Source organism: Agrococcus sp. SCSIO52902 (assembly GCF_022983135.1).
Classification (GTDB): Bacteria; Actinomycetota; Actinomycetes; order Actinomycetales; family Microbacteriaceae; genus Agrococcus; species Agrococcus sediminis.
This window is the reverse complement of the sequence record NZ_CP095269.1, coordinates 2,418,826-2,439,455: the sequence shown is the minus strand read 5'-3', so window position 1 is coordinate 2,439,455 and position 20,630 is coordinate 2,418,826. Positions and strand designations below refer to the sequence as shown.

The 20,630-nt window shown below is 73.6% G+C and carries 18 protein-coding genes and 2 tRNA genes; 8 read left to right on the top strand and 12 right to left on the bottom strand.

The window, feature by feature from the left end:
- Positions 1 to 4 precede the first annotated feature (4 nt).
- Positions 5 to 1,870 (top strand): DNA primase, encoded by a 1,866-nt coding sequence (dnaG, locus tag MU522_RS12005; protein ID WP_246991291.1) that lies wholly within the window; start codon positions 5 to 7, stop codon positions 1,868 to 1,870.
- A 3-nt stretch (positions 1,871 to 1,873) separates the two neighbouring features.
- On the opposite strand, the gene MU522_RS12000 is transcribed toward dnaG, so the two are convergent.
- The 3 genes from MU522_RS12000 to def all read right to left on the bottom strand — a co-directional run bounded on the left by MU522_RS12000 (position 1,874) and on the right by def (position 3,523).
- Positions 1,874 to 2,572, bottom strand: a complete 699-nt coding sequence (locus MU522_RS12000) for a hypothetical protein (protein ID WP_246991289.1) — start codon at positions 2,570 to 2,572, stop codon at positions 1,874 to 1,876.
- Positions 2,573 to 2,823: 251 nt separating this feature from the next.
- Positions 2,824 to 2,896 (bottom strand) — tRNA-Asn (locus MU522_RS11995).
- Between the two features lie 63 nt (positions 2,897 to 2,959).
- On the bottom strand, positions 2,960 to 3,523 hold the full coding sequence (gene def / locus MU522_RS11990; protein WP_128188648.1) for a peptide deformylase: 564 nt from the start codon (positions 3,521 to 3,523) through the stop codon (positions 2,960 to 2,962).
- 41 nt (positions 3,524 to 3,564) lie between these two features.
- On the opposite strand from def, the gene MU522_RS11985 reads away from it, so the two are divergent.
- The 3 genes from MU522_RS11985 (at position 3,565) to MU522_RS11975 (ending at position 5,802) form a co-directional block, all read left to right on the top strand.
- Positions 3,565 to 4,506, top strand: a complete 942-nt coding sequence (locus tag MU522_RS11985; RefSeq protein WP_240671257.1) for a DMT family transporter — start codon at positions 3,565 to 3,567, stop codon at positions 4,504 to 4,506.
- A complete protein-coding gene (locus MU522_RS11980) occupies positions 4,503 to 5,702 on the top strand; it encodes a glycosyltransferase (RefSeq protein WP_128188649.1) in 1,200 nt (399 codons plus the stop codon). The genes MU522_RS11985 and MU522_RS11980 overlap by 4 nt, the downstream gene beginning before the upstream one ends.
- A gap of 26 nt (positions 5,703 to 5,728) precedes the next feature.
- A tRNA-Ile gene (locus tag MU522_RS11975) sits at positions 5,729 to 5,802 on the top strand.
- 65 nt (positions 5,803 to 5,867) lie between these two features.
- On the opposite strand, the gene MU522_RS11970 is transcribed toward MU522_RS11975, so the two are convergent.
- A complete protein-coding gene (locus MU522_RS11970) occupies positions 5,868 to 6,572 on the bottom strand; it encodes a VOC family protein (RefSeq protein WP_246991287.1) in 705 nt (234 codons plus the stop codon).
- A gap of 429 nt (positions 6,573 to 7,001) precedes the next feature.
- Here MU522_RS11970 and MU522_RS11965 point away from each other — a divergent pair, with 429 nt between their 5' ends.
- Positions 7,002 to 7,937: a hypothetical protein gene (locus tag MU522_RS11965; RefSeq protein WP_246991285.1), complete on the top strand. Its 936-nt coding sequence runs from the start codon at positions 7,002 to 7,004 to the stop codon at positions 7,935 to 7,937.
- Between the two features lie 49 nt (positions 7,938 to 7,986).
- On the opposite strand, the gene MU522_RS11960 is transcribed toward MU522_RS11965, so the two are convergent.
- Complete coding sequence (locus tag MU522_RS11960) at positions 7,987 to 9,378, bottom strand: polysaccharide deacetylase family protein (protein ID WP_246991283.1); 1,392 nt, start codon at positions 9,376 to 9,378, stop codon at positions 7,987 to 7,989.
- A 95-nt stretch (positions 9,379 to 9,473) separates the two neighbouring features.
- Here MU522_RS11960 and MU522_RS11955 point away from each other — a divergent pair, with 95 nt between their 5' ends.
- A complete protein-coding gene (locus tag MU522_RS11955; RefSeq protein ID WP_246991281.1) occupies positions 9,474 to 10,553 on the top strand; it encodes an alanine racemase in 1,080 nt (359 codons plus the stop codon).
- A gap of 24 nt (positions 10,554 to 10,577) precedes the next feature.
- Here MU522_RS11955 and MU522_RS11950 read toward each other — a convergent pair whose 3' ends face one another.
- Positions 10,578 to 11,402, bottom strand: a complete 825-nt coding sequence (locus MU522_RS11950; RefSeq protein ID WP_246991279.1) for an LLM class flavin-dependent oxidoreductase — start codon at positions 11,400 to 11,402, stop codon at positions 10,578 to 10,580.
- Between the two features lie 93 nt (positions 11,403 to 11,495).
- Between MU522_RS11950 and MU522_RS11945 the strand changes: the two genes are divergently transcribed.
- Positions 11,496 to 12,320 carry a DUF1684 domain-containing protein gene (locus MU522_RS11945; protein WP_246991277.1) on the top strand — a complete coding sequence of 275 codons (825 nt, stop codon included), beginning with the start codon at positions 11,496 to 11,498 and terminating at the stop codon, positions 12,318 to 12,320.
- A 112-nt stretch (positions 12,321 to 12,432) separates the two neighbouring features.
- A complete protein-coding gene (locus tag MU522_RS11940) occupies positions 12,433 to 12,960 on the top strand; it encodes a DUF3145 family protein (protein WP_128188654.1) in 528 nt (175 codons plus the stop codon).
- Positions 12,961 to 13,036: 76 nt separating this feature from the next.
- Here the strand turns inward: MU522_RS11940 and MU522_RS11935 are convergent, their stop codons facing one another.
- The 6 genes from MU522_RS11935 to aceE all read right to left on the bottom strand — a co-directional run bounded on the left by MU522_RS11935 (position 13,037) and on the right by aceE (position 20,516).
- Positions 13,037 to 14,272: a beta-ketoacyl-[acyl-carrier-protein] synthase family protein gene (locus tag MU522_RS11935; protein ID WP_246991275.1), complete on the bottom strand. Its 1,236-nt coding sequence runs from the start codon at positions 14,270 to 14,272 to the stop codon at positions 13,037 to 13,039.
- A 68-nt stretch (positions 14,273 to 14,340) separates the two neighbouring features.
- Complete coding sequence (locus MU522_RS11930; RefSeq protein WP_128188656.1) at positions 14,341 to 14,592, bottom strand: acyl carrier protein; 252 nt, start codon at positions 14,590 to 14,592, stop codon at positions 14,341 to 14,343.
- Positions 14,593 to 14,629: 37 nt separating this feature from the next.
- The gene (locus MU522_RS11925; protein ID WP_246991273.1) at positions 14,630 to 15,625 is read right to left on the bottom strand and encodes a beta-ketoacyl-ACP synthase III; all 996 of its coding nucleotides are present in this window, start codon (positions 15,623 to 15,625) and stop codon (positions 14,630 to 14,632) included.
- Positions 15,622 to 16,542, bottom strand: a complete 921-nt coding sequence (locus tag MU522_RS11920; RefSeq protein WP_246991271.1) for an ACP S-malonyltransferase — start codon at positions 16,540 to 16,542, stop codon at positions 15,622 to 15,624. Before MU522_RS11920 ends, MU522_RS11925 begins: the two co-directional genes overlap by 4 nt.
- 5 nt (positions 16,543 to 16,547) lie before the next feature.
- Entirely contained in the window at positions 16,548 to 17,714 is a 1,167-nt protein-coding gene (locus MU522_RS11915) for a helix-turn-helix domain-containing protein (protein ID WP_225792734.1), read from the bottom strand.
- 84 nt (positions 17,715 to 17,798) lie between these two features.
- Positions 17,799 to 20,516: a pyruvate dehydrogenase (acetyl-transferring), homodimeric type gene (gene aceE, locus MU522_RS11910; protein WP_128188660.1), complete on the bottom strand. Its 2,718-nt coding sequence runs from the start codon at positions 20,514 to 20,516 to the stop codon at positions 17,799 to 17,801.
- Positions 20,517 to 20,630 lie beyond the last annotated feature (114 nt).

The following is a 20,630-nucleotide window of genomic DNA, read 5'->3' as shown; positions in this document are numbered from 1 at the left end:
AGCGATGGCGGGCCGGATCCGACGTGCGGACATCGACGAGCTGCGCTCGCGCATCTCGATCGTCGACGTGGTCGCCGAGCACGTCACGCTGAAGACCGCGGGCGTCGGCAGCATGAAGGGGCTGTGCCCGTTCCACGACGAGCGCACGCCGTCGTTCCACGTGCGGCCGGCCGTGGGCCGCTACCACTGCTTCGGCTGCGGGGAGGACGGCGACGCCTTCCAGTTCGTGATGGCGATGGACCACACGTCGTTCCAGGAGACCGTGGAGCGCTTCGCCGCGCAGCTCGGCTACACGCTCCACTACGAGGATGGCAAGCCGCAGGAGGAGACGAGCGGGCGGCTGCGGCTGCTCGAGGCGTCGAAGGCGGCCGAGGCGTACTTCCGCGAGCAGCTGCTGACGCCGGGCGCGGCGCTCGGGCAGCGGTTCCTCGGCGAGCGCGGCTTCGACCTCGCCGCCGCCGAGCGCTTCGGCGTGGGCTTCGCGCCCGCGTCGTTCGACGCGCTGAAGTCGCACCTGCGCGGCCGCGGCTTCACCGAGGCCGAGCTGCTCGGCGCGGGCCTGCTGAGCGAGGGCCAGCGCGGCAGCTACGACCGGTTCCGCGGCCGGCTGATCTGGCCCATCCGCGACGTCGCCGGGGCGACCGTCGGGTTCGGCGCACGGCGCCTGGCCGACGACGACAAGGGCCCGAAGTACCTCAACTCGCCCGAGACGCCCATCTTCCGCAAGAGCCAGGTGCTCTACGGGCTCGACCTCGCGAAGCGCGACATCGCGCGCGGCCACGAGGCGGTCGTGGTCGAGGGCTACACGGATGTCATGGCGTGCCACCTCGCGGGCGTCACGACCGCCGTCGCGACGTGCGGCACCGCCTTCGGCGTCGACCACATCAAGGTGCTGCGGCGCGTGCTGGGCGACGTCTCGACGACCGACACCCGCGCGCTCGGCCGCGTCGTGTTCACCTTCGACCCCGACGAGGCTGGGCAGCAGGCGGCGGCCCGCACCTTCGCCGAGGAGCAGCGCTTCGCGGCGCAGACCTTCGTCGCGGTGCCGCCGGAGGGCCTCGACCCGTGCGACCTGCGCCTCGAGCGCGGCGACGACGCCGTGCGGCGGCTCGTGCAGCAGCCGCGGCCGCTGTTCGAGTTCATGCTGCGCCGCATCGTCGCCCAGCACGACCTCGAGACCGTCGAGGGGCGGGTCGCGGCGATGCGGCGCGCGGCGCCGGTGCTGCAGTCGATCCGCGACCGCGCGCTCGCCGACGGCTACATGCGCACGGTCGCCGGCTGGCTCGGCGTGAGCCCCGAGGAGGTGCGCGCCGCCGTGCGGCAGGCGGGGCCGCGGCCCACGCCGAGCGCGGGCGACGCCGGCCGCCCCGGCGGCGCGCCCGCGCATCCGCCCGCCGACGTGGCGCTCGGCCAGCTCGAGCGCGACCCGGCGTCGCGGCTCGAGCGCGATGCGGTCGCCGCGATGCTGCAGCAGCCGGCGGTGCTCGGCCGCGACCTGGCCGCGCGCGGCGCCTCCGCGTACGTCGCGAACCCGTCGCTCGCGGTCGTGCGCGACGGGGTGCTGGCCACGCTCGACGCGTTCGAGGCGAGCGACTTCTCGGAGCGGGTCGCGCAGGCGGTGCCGGCCGAGCTCGTGCCGCTCGTGCGCGCGCTGGCGATGTCGCCCATCCCGCAGACGTCGAAGGAGGGCGTCACCGCCTACGTGCGCGGCATCGTCGGCTCGCTCGTCGACCGCGACATCCTGCGGCGGAAGGCCGAGCTGCTCGGCAGCCTGCAGCGCCTCGGCGCCACCGACCCCGAGGCGTCGAAGCAGCTGCAGGAGCAGCTGCTCGCCCTCGAGCGCGAGCGGCGGTCGCTTCGCGCGGAGTAGCGCCTACGGCACGAGGAAGTTGATCTGGAAGTGCTCGAGCACGACCTCGTCGATGTGCTCGATGCCGCCCGTGTCCGGACCGCACGCGGCGCGGATCGCGCTCGTGGTCTGGCTCGACTGGAAGTTGCGCGCGAACCACGCCTCGGTCGAGCCGTCCTCGCGCTCCTCGAAGAGCGACAGCAGCACCACCGCGACGCCCTGCGACGCCGAGGGGGCGAGCTGGAACGTGTCGGCGTCCCAGTCGTCGGGCGAGCTGTCGGTGAGCGCGGCGAGCGTCGCCTCGGAGCTCTCGACCTCGTCGGTCGAGTCGATGTCCTGCTGGCCCTGGTAGGCCCAGAAGGTGCAGCCGGTCGCGCTCTCGACGACGTGGATGGTCGGGCCGAGCGGGAAGTCGGAGTCGGGCTGCGGCGCGAACGCGCCGTCGGTGATGATGCTCGTCTCCCAGCCGGGCAGCGTGCCGGGCTCGAGCACGTCGCCCACCTCGAGCAGCTCGGGGAGCGCGCCGGCGTCGGGATCGGTGCCGGGCTCCGTCGACTCGCTCGGCGCGGGCGCCGGCTCGCTCGGCTGCGGCACCGACGGCGAGGGATCGTCGATGACGGGCGGCAGGTCGGGCGGGAGCGGCACGCAGCCGGCGAGCGCGAGCGCGGCCGCGGCGGTGAGGACGAGCGGCGCGAGGCGCGGGCGGCGGGGGAGAAGCGACATCGATGCTCCAGGCTCGAGCGGGCGTGATGCTGGCACCGTAGCGCGGATCCCTGCAGGAACGGCAAGAACCTCGCCGTGCGCCCTCGAACCCCGCTGGCACGGCAAAGGCCCCGCCGTTCGGCGGGGCCTTCTCGCTCCCCGAGATGGACTCGAACCATCAACCCGCGGAGCATCGCTCCGCGCTAGCCGACATCGTCGGCGTACCGGGCCCGACCACGGCAAAGGCCCCGCCGTTCGGCGGGGCCTTCTCGCTCCCCGAGATGGACTCGAACCATCAACCTGCCGGTTAACAGCCGGCTGCTCTGCCAATTGAGCTATCGAGGATCGCTGCGGGAGCGACGACAAGCGTAGCATCCCGTCCGGGCGGGGGTCACATCGGCGGGCGCCTCAGCCCTCGAGGTCGTCCTCGCCCGGCATCCACGTGAGCCCCTCGACGCCCCACTTGTTGCGCTTGATCGCCTTCTGCACGCCCTTCGTGCCGAACGCATCCAGCCGGTCGGCGTAGAGGATGCCGTTCAGGTGGTCGAACTCGTGCTGCAGGATGCGCGCGAGCCACCCGGAGGCCTCGAGCTCGTAGTGCTCGCCGCGCTCGTCCTGGGCCCGCAGCAGCGCGCGCTCGGCGCGCAGCAGCGCGAAGCGCTCGCCGGGGATGGAGAGGCAGCCCTCCTCGTCGTCCTCGTCGGGGAGGCCGACGGGCAGCGGCGAGATCCACAGCTCCGGGTTCGCGGCGACGCCGCGCGTGCGGACGCCGTCGGCGTCGGTCCAGTCGTAGACGAACAGGCGCTTCGCGAGCCCGATCTGCGGGGCGGCGAGGCCGACGCCGGGCGCGGCCTCCATGGTGGCGAACATGTCGGCGACCAGCGCGGCCAGCTCGTCGTCGAAGGCGCGCACGGGGTCGGCGACGCGGTGGAGGACGGGCTCGCCCGTGATGCAGATGGGCAGAACGGTCATGTCGTCCAGGGTATCGACGGCTGCGGCGGTAGGTTCATCGGGTGCTCTTCACCGCCCTCGACGATCTCGCCGCAGAGATCTCGCTGACGCCGATGCAGGCGCTCGGGATCCCGGTCGCGATCGTGGGAGCGGTGTTCCTGTCGGTGGGCACGCAGTTCCAGCACCGCGGCGTCGGCCACTTCGAGGGCGGCGACCAGCGCGGCGCCCACCTCGGCGGCTCGGCGATGCTGCGCCTCGTGCGCAACCCCGCCTGGGTCGTGGGCACGCTGCTGCTCGGCCTGGCGATCGTCATGCAGCTGGGCGCGCTCGCCCTCGCGCCGCTCATCGTCGTGCAGCCGCTGGGCGCCGTCGCGCTCGTGGTCACCGCCATCCTCAACGCACGCCTGGCCGGCATCCGGCTCGACCACCGCACGATCCGGGCGATCGCGCTGTGCCTGACGGGCATCGGCATCTTCGTCACCGTGGCGGCCATCTTCGCCGTCGAGCGGCCCATCCGCGACCAGCAGCTGCTGACGGTGCTCGCCCTGCTCGTCGTCGCGCTCGCCGGGCTCGGCGCCGCCTGGTGGTGGTTCCGGCACCGCGCGAACGCGTTCTTCTACATCCTGGCCGCCGGCGTGCTCTACGGCTTCGTGGTGACGCTCTCGAAGATCGTCATCAACCGCATCATCTCCAGCCAGTTCGACTGGCTCACGATCGTGTGCGCCGTCGCGCTCGTGATCGCGATGCTCGTCGGCAGCTACGCCGTGCAGCTCGCGCACGCCTCCGGACCGCCCGACCTCGTCATCGCCGGACTCACCGTCATCGACCCGCTCGTCGCCGTGCTCATCGGCGTCACGGTGCTCGGCGAGGCCTCGGCGACCCCGCCGTGGGCCATCATCGTGTTCGCCGCCGCAGGAGCGATCGCCGTCACGGGCGTCCTCCAGCTCGCCAGGCACCACCCACAGATCCGGACGCTGTCGACAGCGCCCGAGGAGGACCAATGACCGACCGGCCCCTGCGCATCCTCATCGCCACCGACACGTTCGCGCCCGACGTCAACGGCGCCGCGAAGTTCACCACCCGGCTCGCCGCGCGCCTCACCGCCCGCGGGCACGAGGTGCATGTCGTCGCGTCGGCGCTCGGCCGCGGCCGCCACGGCACGCGCGTCGAGGAGCACGAGGGCCAGCGCTTCAGCGTGCACCGCCTGCGGTCGCTGCTGTACCCGGGCCACGAGTGGCTGCGCTTCGCGTCGCCGTGGCGGGTCTGGCAGAACGCGGCGTCGCTGCTCGACGCGCTGCGGCCCGACGTCGTGCACTTCCAGTCGCACCTCGTGCTCGGCCGCGCGTTCTCGACCGAGGCCAAGAAGCGCGGCATCCGCGTCATCGGCACGAACCACCTGATGTTCGAGAACCTGATGGATCACTCCAACATCCCGCGCGCCCTGCACGCGCCCGCGGTCGACTTCGCCTGGGGCGACGCGGCGACGGTCTTCGGCCGGTGCGACGTCGTCACGACGCCGACGCGCCGCAGCGCCGACTACCTCGAGCGCAAGACCGGGCTCACCGGCGTGCACGCGATCTCGTGCGGCCTGCCGGGCGACGAGTACGCGCCCAACCCCGAGCGCCAGCACGGCCGCATCGTCTTCGTCGGCCGCGTGACGACCGAGAAGCGGCTCGACACCCTCGTGCGGGCCGTCGCGCAGCTGCCCGATGACCTCGACTGGCACCTCGACATCGTCGGCGGCGGCGACCAGATCGACGAGCTCGCCGCGCTCGCCCGCGACCTGCACGTCGCCGACCGCGTCACCCTGACGGGGTTCGTGAGCGACACGGAGCTGCGCGAGCGGCTGCGCGCCGCCGAGGTCTTCGCGATGCCGTCGACCGCCGAGCTGCAGTCGATCGCGACGATGGAGGCGATGGCGACGGGCCTGCCGGTCGTCGCCGCCGACGCGATGGCGCTGCCGCACCTCGTGCGCGACGGCGCGAACGGCTGGCTCTTCCGGCCCGACGACGCGACCGACATGGCCGAGAAGCTCGAGCGCGTGCTGCGCCTGAGCGACGAGGAGTACGGCGCGTTCCAGCGCCACAGCCTCGAGATCGTCGCGCCGCACGACATCGAGACGACGATCACCGCCTTCGAGCGCCTCTACCGCGGCGAGGACATCCGCGACCCCGAGACCCGCGTGGAGCTCGCCGACTAGGATCGGCGGATGGGCCGGGAGGCCTCGGGGCGGTAGCTCAGCTGGTCAGAGCAGGGGACTCATAATCCCTCGGTCACGGGTTCAAGTCCCGTCCGCCCTACGGTCGAGCCGGACGCTGCCTGATGCATGCCGGTCCACCGGACCGGCATGCAAGTCCCGTCCGCCCTACCGGTTCGTGGCGGAGGCGTCGATGCAGATGACGCCCTGGTTGCCGTCTTGGTCGGCGATCACGGTGAGGGAGGGCGCGTCGCTGTCGTCGACGACGGTGCCACCTGCGGCGAGGGCCCCGGCGATGCGCTCCTGGGCAGCTTCGGGCGCGACGTAGACCTCGAGGTGGAATCGCTGCCGCGAGCCTGCATGCTCGAGCGCGTCGCCGAACCAGAGGTTCGGCACCCGGCCCGCCGCATCCCGGATCTCGTCGCTCGGGGAGCCGTGGCCCTGCGCGTCGGCGCGACCGGTGAGGAGTGCCGCCCAGACGGGCGCGATCGCGGCCGACTGCGCGGTGTCGAGGCCCAGCTCGATGACGCTGACCGAGGCGGGGTCGGCCGCGAGCCGATGCTCGGCGGCGACCTCGGTGATGCGCCGCGCGAGCTCGACGTCCTGCTGCGTCACCCACTCGACGAGGTGCTCGGTGCCCTCGCCGTCGCGGTAGACCGCGTCGTCGCTGCTGAGCTTCAGGTCGACGTGGCCGTGCCCGATCGCGACGCTCGGGTGGTGCCCGACCGCGTCGCCGGCCTCGCCCACCGCCGCGACGAAGCGCGCGCCGGCGCTGAAGCCGTCCACCAGGTAGCGGGCGTGGAGCCCCTGCGCGAGCTTGCGCCAGTCGGTCAGGTCGGCTGCGGCGATCTGCTCGCCCGTGAGCATGTCCATGGAGCGCGACACTACCCCTGGCCGCATCCCCAATGCGAACACTGTTCCTAGTCCACGTCGAGGGGTTGCGCAGGATCGCCCCCGAGCCCGCTCCTTCGCGCCCGCGAGCACGTACGGTCGCCCCATCCCGCGCCTGCGGGGTACAAGCGCGAGAAGAGAGTCCCCATGCGTGTTCCCTCCCTGCTGGCCGCGACCGCGGTCGGCCTGGCACTGGCTCTGACCAGCGTCGCGCCCGCGCACGCCGGCCCGGCCGACCGCCAGATCGCCTGATCCGCCCTTGGCGGCACCCTCAGCGGCAACGGCGCCAACCAGGTCTGCACCGTCATCAGCACGGTCGTCGTCGCCGACGTCCCGTCCGGCGAGCCGAGCGTCTCCTACAGTGCCGACCGCCCCGTCGGCGACGCCGTCACCGTCGACACGTCGCCGCCCGTGCGGCAGCCCGATCCGTCGGTCGCGATCGACGAGCGCGACGCGGGCGAGGCGACCGTCGAGCGCACCGAGCGCCCCGGCACCCCGGTCGTCACCGAGGAGGAGCGCGACGCGGCCCCCTCGACGAGCGAGGACGTCGTCGTGCTCGGCACCCCGAGCTCGACCGACCGCACCGTGCTGGGCGCGTCGACGACGACGCAGGCGCCGACGACGATCGACTGTCGGCAGGTGAACGACGCGCGCGCCGCGAGGCCCGTCGAGCGGTGCGAGCGCGCGGTGCTGACGACCGTCACGACGCCGACGACCGTCGTCACGACCACCACCACGTCGCGAGAGCTCGTCACGACGACCACGCAGCCGCGCGAGACGCTCATCACCACGACCACGCCCTGGACCGAGGTCTTCACGACCACCCAGCCGCGCCAGTCGTGCACGACGACGACCTACGCGACCCTCATCGACACGGAGACGACGCAGCAGACCGAGCGCACGCGGACCACGACGCAGCCGACCACGACGACGACCACCGTCACGACGGCGGTCTACGGGTTCCCGCGCGGCACGGAAGTGCCCACGTTCGTCTCGTCGAGCGACGCCGTGACGACGGCCGCGGGCACGCCCGAGGTGACGGACGCGCTGGTGCCCGGCACCCCGGTCGTCACGACCGGCGTGCGCCCCGGGGCCGACGAGGCCGACGTCGAGTGCGACCCGATCGCGCCGATCGTCACCGCCGTCGACGGCACCACCCGGCAGCAGGTCGAGACGGCCGTCGAGGCCGCGGCCGCGATCGTGACCGTGACGAGCGCAATGATCGACCCGCTCGTCGTCGACACCGAGGCGCCCGGCGCACCGGTCGTCACCACGTCGGTCGAGGGCAACGGCGAGACCTGCATGGCGACGCCCGCGGTCGCCGAGCAGCGCCGCAACCGCTGCTGACCCGGCGCGACGGCGGCGCGGCCCTCCCCGGCCGCGCCGCCGTCGCCGGTCAGCGGAAGTCGTCCAGGTCGACGAAGCGGTAGCCGCGCGACTCGACCTCGCGGATGATGGCCGGCAGCGCATCCGCGTCGAGCGTGCTGCCGTCGGTCGGGTGCGAGCCGACGTGCATGAGCACGATCTCGCCGGGCTGCAGGTTCGCGAGCACCCGGTTCAGCACCGTCGTCGAGCTCTGGCCGCCCGAGGTGCCCTGCCAGCCGAGCGTGTCGACGGTCCACCGCACCGAGCCGTAGTCGAGGCACGTCATGATCGACTGCGTCCGCGCATCCCTCGCCCCGAACGGGAAGCGGAACCAGGGCCGCGGGTCGACGCCGGCCGTCGCGCGGATGGAGGTGTCGGCCGAGACGATCTGCGACCGCACCGCGGCGCTCGAGAGCGTCGTGAGGTCGGGATGCGTCTGCGTGTGGTTGCCGATGGGGTAGTCGCGCCCGATCTCGGCCGCGCGGGCCGGGAACGACTGCGCCCAGGCGCCCGTGAGGAAGAACGTCGCGGGCGTGTCGGTCGAGCGGAGCGTCGACAGGATCGACGCGACCGCGTTCGCGTTGGCCCCCGCGTCGAAGGTGAGCGCGACGACCCGCTGCGACGTCGGCAGCTCTGTCCACTCCGTGCCGCCGAAGGACAGCGGCACGCCGGGCTCGGTGCGGGCCGAGTGCGTGCTGAGCACCCCGTCGCCGCAGCGCCCGTAGATCGACGAGCGCGTCGCCGCGCCGGAGCCCGGCACCTCCTTGAGGTACCAGGTCGTGCCGCGCACGACGCCGATGCCGGTGCGGCCGTCGCCGTTCCAGTCGCCCGTCACCGGGATGTCGCCCGCCATGCCGTAGCCGAAGGCGAGGTCGGCGCCGCCGCCGCTCGCGGCGTTCCGCAGGTACCAGCCGCCCGCGCGCACGACGCCGATGCCGTCGCCCGCCGCGCCGTCCCAATCGCCCGCGACCGGCGTGTCGCCCGGCCGGCCGAACGAGAAGCTCGTCTCGGCGACCCCGCTCGAGAGGCTGCTGCGCAGGTGCCACGTGCCACCGCGCACGATGCCGATCCCGGTGCGGCCGTCGCCGTCCCAGTCGCCGACGACGGGCTTGTCGCCGTCCCTGCCGAAGGAGACGACGATGTCGGCCGAGCCGCCGCTCAGGCTGTTGCGCAGGTACCAGGTGCCCGCGCGGAAGACGCCCGGGGTGCGGGACCCGTTGTCGTCCCAGTCGCCCATCACCTGCACGTCGGAGCTGCGCCCGTAGGTGAACGTGGGGCCGCCGGCGACGTGCCACTCGGAGCCGCGCGCGACGACCTGACGGTCGGGCTCCGCGGCGACGGCCGGCAGCGCCGGCGACAGCAGGAGGGCGGCGACGGCGGCGACCGCCAGCGGCCCTCGGATGGACTTCCTGACGGCCTGCATCCTGTGCTCCTTCGGCCCGGTGGCTCTCATGATCCGCCTGGCCCCTGGCGCGGTCAAGATGCCGCCGCGGGCGTGCCGCGGCCTAGCATCGAGCCATGCCGCCGACCACGCCGTACCTCGCCGTCGACCTCGAGCGGATGCAGGCCAACATCGCGCGCGTGGCCGACGCCGCGTCGGCGCGCGGCCTCGCGCTCCGGCCCCACGCCAAGACCCACAAGACGATCGAGATCGGCCGGATGCAGGTGGCGGCGGGGGCGCACGGGCTCGCGGTGGCCACGATCGGCGAGGCCGAGGTCTTCGCCGCCGCCGGGCTCGACGACCTCTGCATCGCCTACCCGCTGTGGATCGACCCGCCGCGCGCGGCGCGCCTCAGCGCCCTCGCCGCCCGCGGCGCCGCGATCTCGATCGGCGTCGACTCGGTCGCCGCCGTCGAGCGCGTCGCGCGGGCCGGCCTCGCCGGGCGCATCGCCGTGCGGGTCGAGGTCGATGCCGGCCACCACCGATCCGGCTGCGCGCCGACCGAGGCGGGCGCGGTGGCCGCGGCGGCGGTGCAGGCCGGCATCGAGGTGGAGGGCGTGTTCGCGTTCCCCGGCCACGCGTACGCACCGGGCGCCCGCGCGGAGGCCGCCCGCCAGGAGGCCGAGGCGCTCACCGTCGCCGTGCACGGCATGCGCGCGGCCGGCGCGACGCCGCTCGTGGTCTCGGGCGGCTCGACGCCGAGCTTCGCGGCCGCGCTCGAGCTCGACTCGCCGGTCACCGAGCTGCGGCCCGGCGTGACCGTCTTCGGCGACGCGCAGCAGTGGGAGCTGGGCGCGATGGACGCGGCCGAGATCGCGCTGACCGCGCACGCCACCGTCGTCTCGCATGCCGGCGGGAGGCTCGTGCTCGACGCGGGATCGAAGGTGCTCGGCCCCGATCGCGCCCCCTGGGCCACGGGGCACGGGCGGCTGCTCGACCACCCCGACGCGCGCATCGTGCAGCTGAGCGAGCACCACGCGGTCGCGGAGCTGGGGGAGGGGGATGCGCTCCCGCCGCTCGGCGCGAGGGTGCGGCTGGTGCCGAACCACGTGTGCATGGCCGTGAACCTCGTCGACGAGCTGCACGTCTTCGACCGCGCGGGCGACGCCGAGCCGTCGGCCACGTGGCGCGTGGCAGCCCGCGGCCGCAACAGCTGAGGCGGCGCGCCCGCGCTCAGGGGCTCAGTGGCGCAGCGCCGCGATGGTGCGGGCGAGGCGCTCGATGCCCTCGCCGGTCGCCGGCCGGCCGTCGCGCTCGAGCGCCAGCAGCGGCACGCTCGTCGCGCCCGCCTGCGCGAGCGCGGCCGCGAGCCGCGCGACCTCGTCTGCCGACGCATCCGCCGGCACCTGCGCGAACTGCACGATCGCGGCCGGCGCGGCGAGTCCGGCGGTCTCGCGCGCGGCGCGCACGGTCTGGACCGCCGCGCGCGTCGTGTCGACGGCGGCGGGATCGCCCAGGTCGCCGGCGAGGATCACGCCGTCGCCGAGCTCGCCCGCGAGCGCGAGGGTCTTGGGCCCGCCGCCGCCGATGAGCAGCGGCGGCACCTCGGCCGGCGGCCACCGCAGCTGCACGCGGTCGAGCTGCACGTAGCGGCCGTCGACCGACAGCTCGTCGCCGGCGAGCAGCGCCCGCAGCGCCTCGGCGTGCTCGCGCAGCAGCGTGAGCGGCGACGCGGCGCGCACGCCCGCCTGCCCCATCCACTCGAGCACGCCGTGGCCGATGCCGGGCAGGAAGCGGCCGGGGAACATGCGCGCGAGCGTCGCGACCTCCATCGCGGTCAGGGCCACGGCGCGCAGCGGCACCGGCATGAGCCCGAGCCCGACGCGCAGCCGCTCGGTGGCCGCGAGGACGGCGGCCGCGGGCGACACGCCCGACTCGGCGAAGCAGTCCTCCCACAGCCACACCTCGCCGACGCCGACGCCCTCGGCGGCGCGGGCGAGCGGCACGATGCGCTCGGGCGGCACGTCGGGCGGGAGGATGAGGCCGAGCGCGGCGAGGGCGTCCATGGTGCGACCCTACGGCCGGCGCCTGACATCGGGCGAGCGCCCGGCGCCTCCGGTCCGGGAGTCGGCGTCGGCACCCGTCGGTAGGGTGGAGGCATGACCGAGACTGCCGAGCCGGCCGCCGACGACGACGCCCGCAGCGCCTACGCCGCGTTCCGCCAGAAGCGGGATCAGGGCGTGCGCGGCCCGCAGGGCGCGATCGCGCTCGTGACGACCGCGTGGGTCTCCGAGCCCACCTCGATCGAGGGCGTGCCGGGCACGTGGGCGCCGTCGCCCACCGCCGACGGCCTGCAGGTGACGGCGGATGCGTCGGCCGGGATCATCGTCGACGGCCAGACCGTCGACGGCGACGCGATCGTCTACAGCCACGACTCCATGACACCCAGCTCGGTGCGCTTCGACGACCGGCGCACCGCGTTCGTGATCGGTCCCGACTTCCACGGCCGCTTCGCGCTGCGCGTGTGGGACGCCGAGGCCGCCGACGAGCGCGGCTTCACCGGCATCGAGGCCTACGACTTCGACCCCGCGTGGGTGAAGCACGGCACCTTCGAGCCGGTCGAGGGCGGCGTCGAGTTCGAGCACGGCAAGACGCAGGGCGGCTCGCTCCGCCGGGCCGTCTCGCCCGGCACGATCCGCTTCGAGCACGACGGCGCCGAGGTCGAGCTGCTGGCGCTGCCCGACGGCGACAGCCTCCAGATCGTCTTCGCCGACGCCACCACGGGCGACGAGACCTACGAGGTGGGCCGCTTCCTGTTCGTGAAGCCGCGCCACGACGGCTCGGTCGACCTCGACTTCAACCGGGCCATCGTGCCGCCGTGCGCGATGAGCGACCAGTTCAACTGCCCGATGCCGCCGGCGGGCAACCGGCTCCCGTTCCCGATCCGCGCGGGGGAGCGGCGGCCCGCCTTCGGCGAGGGGTGACCGCGCCCGGGGAATGACACGGTTGTCACTCCCGGCAGGCGTATGAGAGGATCGCTGGCATCGTCCGGATCGTTCGACCGATGGGGAAGTCGTATCGAACGAGGGAGAGACGATGACTGCTGCGAACACGCTCAGACGACGTCCCGCGACCACGACGGGGGTCGTCTGGATCCACGCGTCCCAGCGCGCCCTGCGCACCCACCTCGAGTGGGCCGTCGGCAGCGCCGTCGGCGACGCGCTCCGATTCGTCTGGCAGAGCCAGCCCGCGGAGCCCGGCGCCGAGCGCAGCGAGGTGCACTGGTCGGGACCGGTCGGCACGGGCGCGGCGATCGCGAGTGCCCTCGCCGGCTGGCGCGACGTGCGCTTCGAGGTCACCGAGGATCCGGTGCCGGGCTCCGACGGCATGCGCTGGATGCACGCGCCGCAGCTCGGCATCACAGCCGCGCGCATCGACGCCGCAGGCTCCGTCGTCGTGCCCGAGGACCGCATCCGCGCCGCCATCGAGGCCGCGGGCCCCGACGCGCGCGCCCTGCTCGCCGAGCTCGACGACGCCATGGGCGGCCCGTGGGACCGCGACCTCGAGGCCTACCGGCACGCCTCCGACGCGTCGCCCGTCGTCTGGCTGCACCGCGTCGGCTGAGCCGCGGCGCGACTCCCCGGAACGGCTGAGGGCCCCGCTGCGTACAGCGGGGCCCTCGGCGTCGGCGCGGCCGGCGTCAGACCGAGCGGATCGCGATCACCGCGTTGTGGCCGCCGAACCCGAACGAGTTCGAGATCACGAGCTGCGGCTCGTCGCCGAGCGGCATCGGCTCGGGCGAGATGCGCAGCGGCGCGTCCGGGTCCTGCTCGGTGACGTTGATCGTCGGGGGCGCCTGGCGCTCGACGATCGCGAGCGTCGCGAACATCGCCTCGAGCGCACCCGTGCCGCCGAGCAGGTGGCCGTGGGCGGCCTTCGTGGCCGAGACGGGGATCTCGCGGATGCGCTCGCCGAAGATGCGGTGCATCGCGCGCACCTCGGCGACGTCGCCGACGGGCGTCGACGTCGCGTGCGCGTTGATGTGGGTCACGTCGTCGGCGGTCGCGCCGGCCGCGTCGAGCGCGAGCTGCACGGCACGGCTCGCGCCGAGGCCCTCGGGCTCGGGGGCCGTGATGTGGTGCGAGTCGGCGGTCACGCCGCCGCCGGCGAGCTCGGCGTAGATGCGGGCGCCGCGCGCGAGCGCATGCTCCTCGGTCTCGAGCACGAGCGCCGCCGCGCCCTCGCCCATGACGAACCCGTCGCGGGTGACGTCGTAGGGGCGGGATGCGGTGGCAGGGTCGTCGTTGCGGCGCGAGAGCGCCTGCATGGAGGCGAAGGAGGCGATGGTGATCGGGTGGATCGCCGACTCGCTGCCGCCGGCGATCACGACGTCGGCCAGGCCGGCCTGCAGGTGCTCGTAGGCGTTCGCGATGGCCTCGGTGCTCGAGGCGCACGCGGAGGCGACCGTGCGGGCGTAGGCGCGAGCCTCGAAGTGCATGGAGACGGCCGCGGCGGGGGCGTTCGGCATGAGCATGGGCACCGTCATCGGCATGACGCGCCGCGGGCCCTTCTCGCGCAGCGTGTCCCACGCGTCGAGCAGCGTCCAGACGCCGCCGATGCCGGTCGAGAAGTCGACACCGAGACGCTCGGAGGGCACGTCGGGGGAGCCGGCGTCGGCGAAGGCCTCCTTGGCCGCGACGAGCGCGAGCTGGCTCGACGGGTCGAGGCGCTTGGCGACGGGGCGCTCGAGCACCGTGTCGGGGCGCACCTTCGCCTCGGCGGCGAACGTGACCGGCAGGTCGTACGTGGCCACCCAGTCGTGCTCCAGGCTGCGCGCGCCGGAGTCCCCGGCGAGCAGCGCCTCCCAGCTCTCGCGGGCGGTGCCGCCGAGCGGCGACGTGGCGCCGATGCCGGTGATGACGATCTTCTTCGTCATGGCTCTCCTCGCAGATGCAGCGTGCGGCCGGTCGCCCGGCCGCACGCGTGGTCTCGGCCCGTGGGGGCTCAGGCCGCCTGGGCGCCCGTGATGTAGTCGACGGCGTCCTGGACGGTCTTGAGGTTCTTGACCTCGTCGTCCGGGATCTTCACGTCGAACTTCTCCTCGGCGTTCACGACGATCGTCATCATCGAGATCGAGTCGATGTCGAGGTCGTCGGTGAACGACTTCTCGAGCTGCACGTTCTCGGTCGCGATGCCGGTCTCGTCGTTCACGAGGTCGGCGAGCCCTGCCAGGACCTCGTCCTTGGTGTAAGCCATCGGGTTGTCTCCTTCTGTCTGGTGGACGGGTTGCAGTCTAGGGGAGGACCACGACCTGGGCGCCGTATACGAGGCCCGCGCCGAAGCCGATCTGCAGCGCCAGCCCGCCCGACAGCTCAGGGTGCTCCTCGAGGATGCGGTGCATCGCGAGGGGGATCGACGCGGCCGACGTGTTGCCGGTCGTCGCGATGTCGCGGGCGATGACGACGGAGTCGGGCAGCTGCAGCTGCTTCGCGAACTCGTCGATGATGCGCATGTTCGCCTGGTGCGGGATGAACGCGGCGAGGTCGGCCGGCTCGACGCCGGCGGCGTCGAGCGCCTCGCGCGCCTTCTTCGCCATCTCCCACACCGCCCAGCGGAAGACCTTCTGGCCGTCCTGGCGCAGCGTCGGCCACGGCTCGCCGTCGCGCATCGAGCCGAGCGAGTTGGTCATCCGGATGGTCTCCCAGTGGGAGCCGTCGGAGCCCCACACCGAAGGGCTGATGCCCGGCTCGTCGGCGGCGCCGATCACGACGGCGCCCGCGCCGTCGCCGAGCAGGAAGCTGATCGAGCGGTCGGTCGGGTCGATGATCTCGGAGAGCTTCTCGACGCCCACGACCAGCACGTGCTCGGCCATGCCGCTGCGCACGAGCGCGTCGGCCTGGGCGACGCCGTAGGCGTAGCCGGCGCAGGCGGCGGAGATGTCGAACGCGGGGGCGGGGGTGGCGCCCAACCGCTCGGTGAGCAGGGCCGCCATCGAGGGCGTCTGCACGGTGTTGCTGATCGTCGAGACGATGACCGCGTCGATCTGCGAGCCGGTCAGGCCCGCGCGCTCGAGCGCCTCGCGCGAGGCGGTCTCGGCGAGGTCGACCGCCTGCACGCCCTCGCCGGCGCGCACGCGCGTGACGATGCCGGTGCGCTGACGGATCCACTCGTCGGAGGAGTCGATCGGGCCGACGAGCTCCTCGTTCGGCACCACGACCTCGCCGCGGGCGGCGCCCACGGAGAGGATGTGCGACCCGGCGCGGGTGGGGAGGCTTGCGAGGGTGGTCATGCTGCGGCTCCGCTCTCGAGCAGCCGGATGGCTGCGGGCAGGTCGTCGGGGGTGGTGATGCCGACCGCGGGCACGCCGCGCAGGCCGCGCTTCGCGAGCCCGACGAGCGCGCCGGCGGGGGCGAGCTCGACGATGCCCGTGACGCCGGCCTCCTGGAAGGCGGCCGTGCAGCGGTCCCAGCGCACCGGGCTCGAGACCTGGCCGACGACCAGGTCGAGGAAGTCGGTGCCGGATGCGACGGCGCTGCCGTCCCGGTTCGTCCAGAGGGTGGTGGTCGGGTCGGAGGCCCGAGTGGCGGCGGCGCGCGCGCGGAAGCGCTCGACGGCCGGCGCCATGTAGCTCGTGTGGAACGCGCCCGCGGTCTGCAGCGGGATGACCCGCGCGCGCTCGGGCGGCGCCTCGGCGAGGGCCGCGAGCGCGTCGAGCGCGCCGGCGACGACGATCTGCCCGCCGCCGTTGTAGTTGGCCGGCTGCAGGCCGAGCTCGGCGAGCCGGGCCTCGAGCGCGGCCTCGTCGGCCCCGAGCACCGCGGCCATGCCCGTCGGGGTCTCGGCCGCCGCATCCGCCATCGCCCGCGCGCGCTCGCCGACGAGCGCCATCGCGTCCTCCGCCTCGAGCACCCCCGCGGCCACGGCGGCGGTGATCTCGCCGACGGAGTGCCCGGCGACGCCGCCCGCGAGGCTGGCGCTCTCGCCGAGCGCGTCGAGCGCGAGGATGCCGGCGGCGACGATGAGCGGCTGCGCGACGAGCGTGTCGCGGATGGTGTCGGCGTCGCTGACCGTGCCGTGCTGCACGAGGTCGACGCCGGCCGCCTCGCCGAGCGCGGCGAGCCGCTCGGGCACGCCCGGCAGCTCGAGCCAGGGGGAGAGGAAGCCGGGCTTCTGCGAGCCCTGGCCGGGAGCGACGATGACGATCACGTGCCTCATCCTCCCACCGCGCCCTTGCCGCGGACGGCATGGCGCGTCGGCTGCGGCGCACGCTGGGCGCGCTCCCGCGAGGCGTCGTGGATGGCGCCGAGGATGATCGCCGTGTGCAGCGCGAGCGCCTCCCTGGCGCCCGTCGCGTCCCAGCCGATGATCTCGCTGATGCGCTTCAGGCGGTAGCGCACGGTGTTGGGGTGCACGAAGAGCTCGCGCGCGGTCGCCTCGAGCGAGCGGCCGGTGTCGAGGTAGCACGCGAGGGTCGCGAGCAGGTCGCTCGAGTGGTCGCGCAGCGGCTGGTAGATGCTGCGCACGAGCTCCTGCCGGGCCAGCGGGTCGCCGGCGAGCGCCCGCTCGGGCAGCAGGTCGTCGGCCCGCACCGGGCGGGGCGTGCGCCGCCACGCGTCGGCGACGGCGAAGCCCGCGAGCGCGGCCTTGGCGCTGCGCGCCGCCTCGACGATGCTCGGCACGGCGGGGCCGAGCACCAGGTGGCCGTCGCCGAACGCCTCCGCGAGCTGCTCGGCGACCGCGATGAACTCGATCGGGCCGCTCGGGCCCTCCTCGTCCTCCGCGGCGGCGCGGCCGATGACGACGACGAGCCGGGAGCCCTGCACCCCGACCAGCACGTCGCATCCGGCATGCCTCGCCCGGCGGCGGATGATGTCGACGTCGAGCTGGCGCGGTGCGAGGCCCACGAGCACGGCGCACTCGCCGCGCCCGTGCCACCCGAGCGCGGCCGAGCGGCTCGGCAGCTCGTCGTCGTGCTCGCCGGTGAGGATCGAGTCGACCACGAGCGCCTCGAGCCGGGCGTCCCACAGCCCGCGCGACTCGGCCGCGCGGGCGTAGACGTCGGCCGCCGCGAACGCGATCTCCCGCGAGTAGCGCAGGATCGGCTCGCGCATCGCCGGGTCGGCGTCGCCGATGCGCTCCTCGAAGACCGACACCACGGTGCGGATCAGCTGCAGCGTCTGCTGCAGGCTCACGCTGCGCAGCAGCTCCCGGGGCGCCGCCGCGAAGACGTCGGCGGCGATCCACGGCTGCGCCTCGGGATCCTCGTGCCAGGCGATGAAGGACGAGATGCCCGACTGCGCGACGAGCCCCACCGCGCTCCGCCGCGAGGGCGGCATCGTGCGGTACCAGGGCAGCCGGTCGTCGAGCGCCCGCGTCACCTGCGTCGAGAGGTCGCCCGAGATGCGCCGCAGCCACGCGAGCTGCTGCGCCTGGAGCTCCGCCGCGGCGTCCAGCGCCGTGGCCTAGGCGTCCCCGCCGACGGTGCCCGACTCGCCGGCGTTCACGTCGTGGAGGCTGTACTTGTCGATCGCCTGCTGCACCATGCCGAGCGGCACCTTGCCCTGCTTCGCGAGCGCGTCGAGCGCGCGCACCACGACCGAGTGGCTGTCGATCGTGAAGAAGCGGCGGGCGGCGGCGCGGGTGTCGGCGAAGCCGAAGCCGTCGGCGCCGAGCGTCGCGTAGTCGCCGGGCACCCACTCGCGGATCTGGTCCGGGACCGCCCGCATGTAGTCGGTGGTGGCGACGAAGGGGCCCTCGGCCTCCGACAGGCGCTGCGTGACGTACGGCACGCGCGCCTCGCCCTGCGGGTGCAGGAAGTTGTGCCGGTCGGCGTCGAGGCCGTCGCGGCGCAGCTCGCTCCACGAGGTGACCGACCAGATGTCGGCCGAGACGCCCCAGTCGCTGCCGAGCAGCTCCTGCGCGTGGTGCAGCCACGGCAGCGCGACGCCCGAGCCGAGCAGCTGCACCTTGACCGGGTGGTGGTCGCTCGTCGAGACGCGGTGGATGCCGCGGCGGATGCCCTCCACGTCGACGTCGGCCGGCTCGGCGGGCTGCACCATCGGCTCGTTGTAGACGGTGAGGTACACCATGACGTCCTCGGGCGATTCGCCGTACATGCGCTCGAGGCCCATCTGCGTGATGTGCGCGATCTCGTAGCCGTAGGCCGGGTCGTAGGCGAGCACCGATGGGTTCGTCGAGGCGATGAGCGGCGAGTGGCCGTCGGCGTGCTGCGTGCCCTCGCCGGCGAGCGTCGTGCGGCCCGCAGTCGCGCCGATGAGGAAGCCGCGCGTCATCTGGTCGGCGGCCGCCCAGATCGAGTCGCCGGTGCGCTGGAAGCCGAACATCGAGTAGAAGACGTAGATCGGCACGAGCGGCTCGCCGTGCGTCGAGTACGACGTGCCGGCCGCGATGAACGCGGCCATCGCGCCCGCCTCGTTGATGCCGACGTGCACGATCTGGCCGTCGGGCGCCTCGCGGTACTTCAGCAGCAGGTCGCGGTCGACCGACGTGTAGTTCTGGCCCTTGGGGTTGTAGATCTTGGCCGTCGGGAAGAACGCGTCGATGCCGAACGTGCGCGCCTCGTCGGGGATGATCGGCACGATGCGCTCGCCCCAGCCCTTGTCGCGCAGCAGGTCCTTCAGCAGCCGCACGAACGCCATCGTGGTGGCGACCTGCTGCTTGCCGGAGCCCTTCTTCGGCATGTCGTAGGTCTTCGCCTCGGGCAGCGGGATGATTGTGTGCTTCGCGCGGCGCTCGGGCGTGAAGCCGCCGAGCTCGCGCCGGCGCTCGAGCATGTACTGGATCTCGGGCGAGTCCTGGCCGGGGTGGAAGTACGGAGGGTTGTACGGGTCGGCCTCGAGCTGCTTGTCGGAGATGTCGAGCTGCAGGTAGTCGCGGAAGGTCTTGAGGTCGTCGAGCGTGAGCTTCTTCATCTGGTGCGTGGCGTTCCGCGCCTCGAAGTGCTTGCCGAGGCCGTAGCCCTTGATCGTCTTCGCGATGATGACGGTCGGTTGGCCCTTGTGCTCGCTCGCCGCCTTGTAGGCCGCGTAGACCTTGCGGTAGTCGTGGCCGCCGCGCTTGAGGCTCCAGATCTCGTCGTCGGTCATGTCCTTGACCATCTCGGCGGTGCGCGGGTCGCGGCCGAAGAAGTGCTCGCGCACGAACAGGCCGGACTCGGCCTTGTACGTCTGGTAGTCGCCGTCGGGCGTGACGTTCATGAGGTTGCGGAGCGCGCCGTCGTGGTCGCGGGCGAGCAGGTCGTCCCACTCGCGGCCCCAGACGACCTTGATGACGTTCCAGCCGGCGCCGCGGAAGAACGACTCCAGCTCCTGGATGATCTTGCCGTTGCCGCGCACCGGGCCGTCGAGGCGCTGGAGGTTGGCGTTGATGACGAAGTTGAGGTTGTCGAGGCCGTCGTTGGCGGCGAGCTGCAGCGCGCCGCGCGACTCGACCTCGTCCATCTCGCCGTCGCCGAGGAAGGCCCACACCTGCGAGTCGGCGGCGTCCTTGATGCCGCGGTTCGCGAGGTAGCGGTTGGCCTGCGCCTGGTAGATGGCGTCGATCGGCCCGAGGCCCATCGACACGGTCGGGAACTGCCAGAACTCGGGCATCATCCGCGGGTGCGGGTACGAGGGCAGGCCGTGCGGCGCCTTCGACTTCTCCTGGCGGAAGCCGTCCATCTGCGCCTCGGTGAGGCGGCCCTCGAGGAACGCGCGGGCGTACATGCCGGGGGAGGCGTGGCCCTGGTAGAAGATCTGGTCGCCGCCGCCGGGGGCGTCGTAGCCGCGGAAGAAGTGGTTGAGGCCGACCTCGTACAGCGACGCGGAGGACGCGTACGTCGAGATGTGGCCGCCGACGCCGATGCCGGGCGCCTGCGCGCGGTGCACCATGATCGCCGCGTTCCAGCGGATCCAGCGTCGGTAGGTGCGCTCGATCTGCTCGTCGCCGGGGAACTCCGGCTCGCTCTCGGGCGCGATGGTGTTGATGTAGTCGGTGGTCGGCACCATCGGCACGCCCAGGTGCAGCTCCTTGGAGCGCTTGAGCAGGCTCAGCATGATCTCGCGGCCGCGCTGGGGGCCGTTCGCGGCGACCAGCTGCGAGAGCGACTCCTGCCACTCAGCGGTCTCGCTGGGGTCCGTGTCGTCCGTGTGGCCCGAGTAGGGGTCCTGGTCGTTCAGCACCGATGCTCCTGACGTCGTCTCCTGCGGCACCCCTGGGTGCGTGGCGCTCGCCCGTCCACTCTAGCCACCGGGCCGATCCCGCCAGCGCGCCCTCGTCGCCGCGCCCGCGACGCC

What these genes read in the sequence shown, in the direction of transcription:
- def (WP_128188648.1), bottom strand. Translation starts at nt 3,523, where the DNA reads ATGACCGTTCTGCCCATCTGCATCACGGGCGAGCCCGTCCTCCACCGC.
- MU522_RS11960 (WP_246991283.1), bottom strand. Translation starts at nt 9,378, where the DNA reads ATGCAGGCCGTCAGGAAGTCCATCCGAGGGCCGCTGGCGGTCGCCGCC.
- MU522_RS11935 (WP_246991275.1), bottom strand. Translation starts at nt 14,272, where the DNA reads ATGACGAAGAAGATCGTCATCACCGGCATCGGCGCCACGTCGCCGCTC.
- dnaG (WP_246991291.1), top strand. Translation starts at nt 5, where the DNA reads ATGGCGGGCCGGATCCGACGTGCGGACATCGACGAGCTGCGCTCGCGC.
- MU522_RS11970 (WP_246991287.1), bottom strand. Translation starts at nt 6,572, where the DNA reads ATGGACATGCTCACGGGCGAGCAGATCGCCGCAGCCGACCTGACCGAC.
- MU522_RS11925 (WP_246991273.1), bottom strand. Translation starts at nt 15,625, where the DNA reads ATGACCACCCTCGCAAGCCTCCCCACCCGCGCCGGGTCGCACATCCTC.
- MU522_RS11930 (WP_128188656.1), bottom strand. Translation starts at nt 14,592, where the DNA reads ATGGCTTACACCAAGGACGAGGTCCTGGCAGGGCTCGCCGACCTCGTG.
- MU522_RS11945 (WP_246991277.1), top strand. Translation starts at nt 11,496, where the DNA reads ATGACCGAGACTGCCGAGCCGGCCGCCGACGACGACGCCCGCAGCGCC.
- MU522_RS12000 (WP_246991289.1), bottom strand. Translation starts at nt 2,572, where the DNA reads ATGTCGCTTCTCCCCCGCCGCCCGCGCCTCGCGCCGCTCGTCCTCACC.
- MU522_RS11955 (WP_246991281.1), top strand. Translation starts at nt 9,474, where the DNA reads ATGCCGCCGACCACGCCGTACCTCGCCGTCGACCTCGAGCGGATGCAG.
- MU522_RS11980 (WP_128188649.1), top strand. Translation starts at nt 4,503, where the DNA reads ATGACCGACCGGCCCCTGCGCATCCTCATCGCCACCGACACGTTCGCG.
- MU522_RS11950 (WP_246991279.1), bottom strand. Translation starts at nt 11,402, where the DNA reads ATGGACGCCCTCGCCGCGCTCGGCCTCATCCTCCCGCCCGACGTGCCG.
- MU522_RS11940 (WP_128188654.1), top strand. Translation starts at nt 12,433, where the DNA reads ATGACTGCTGCGAACACGCTCAGACGACGTCCCGCGACCACGACGGGG.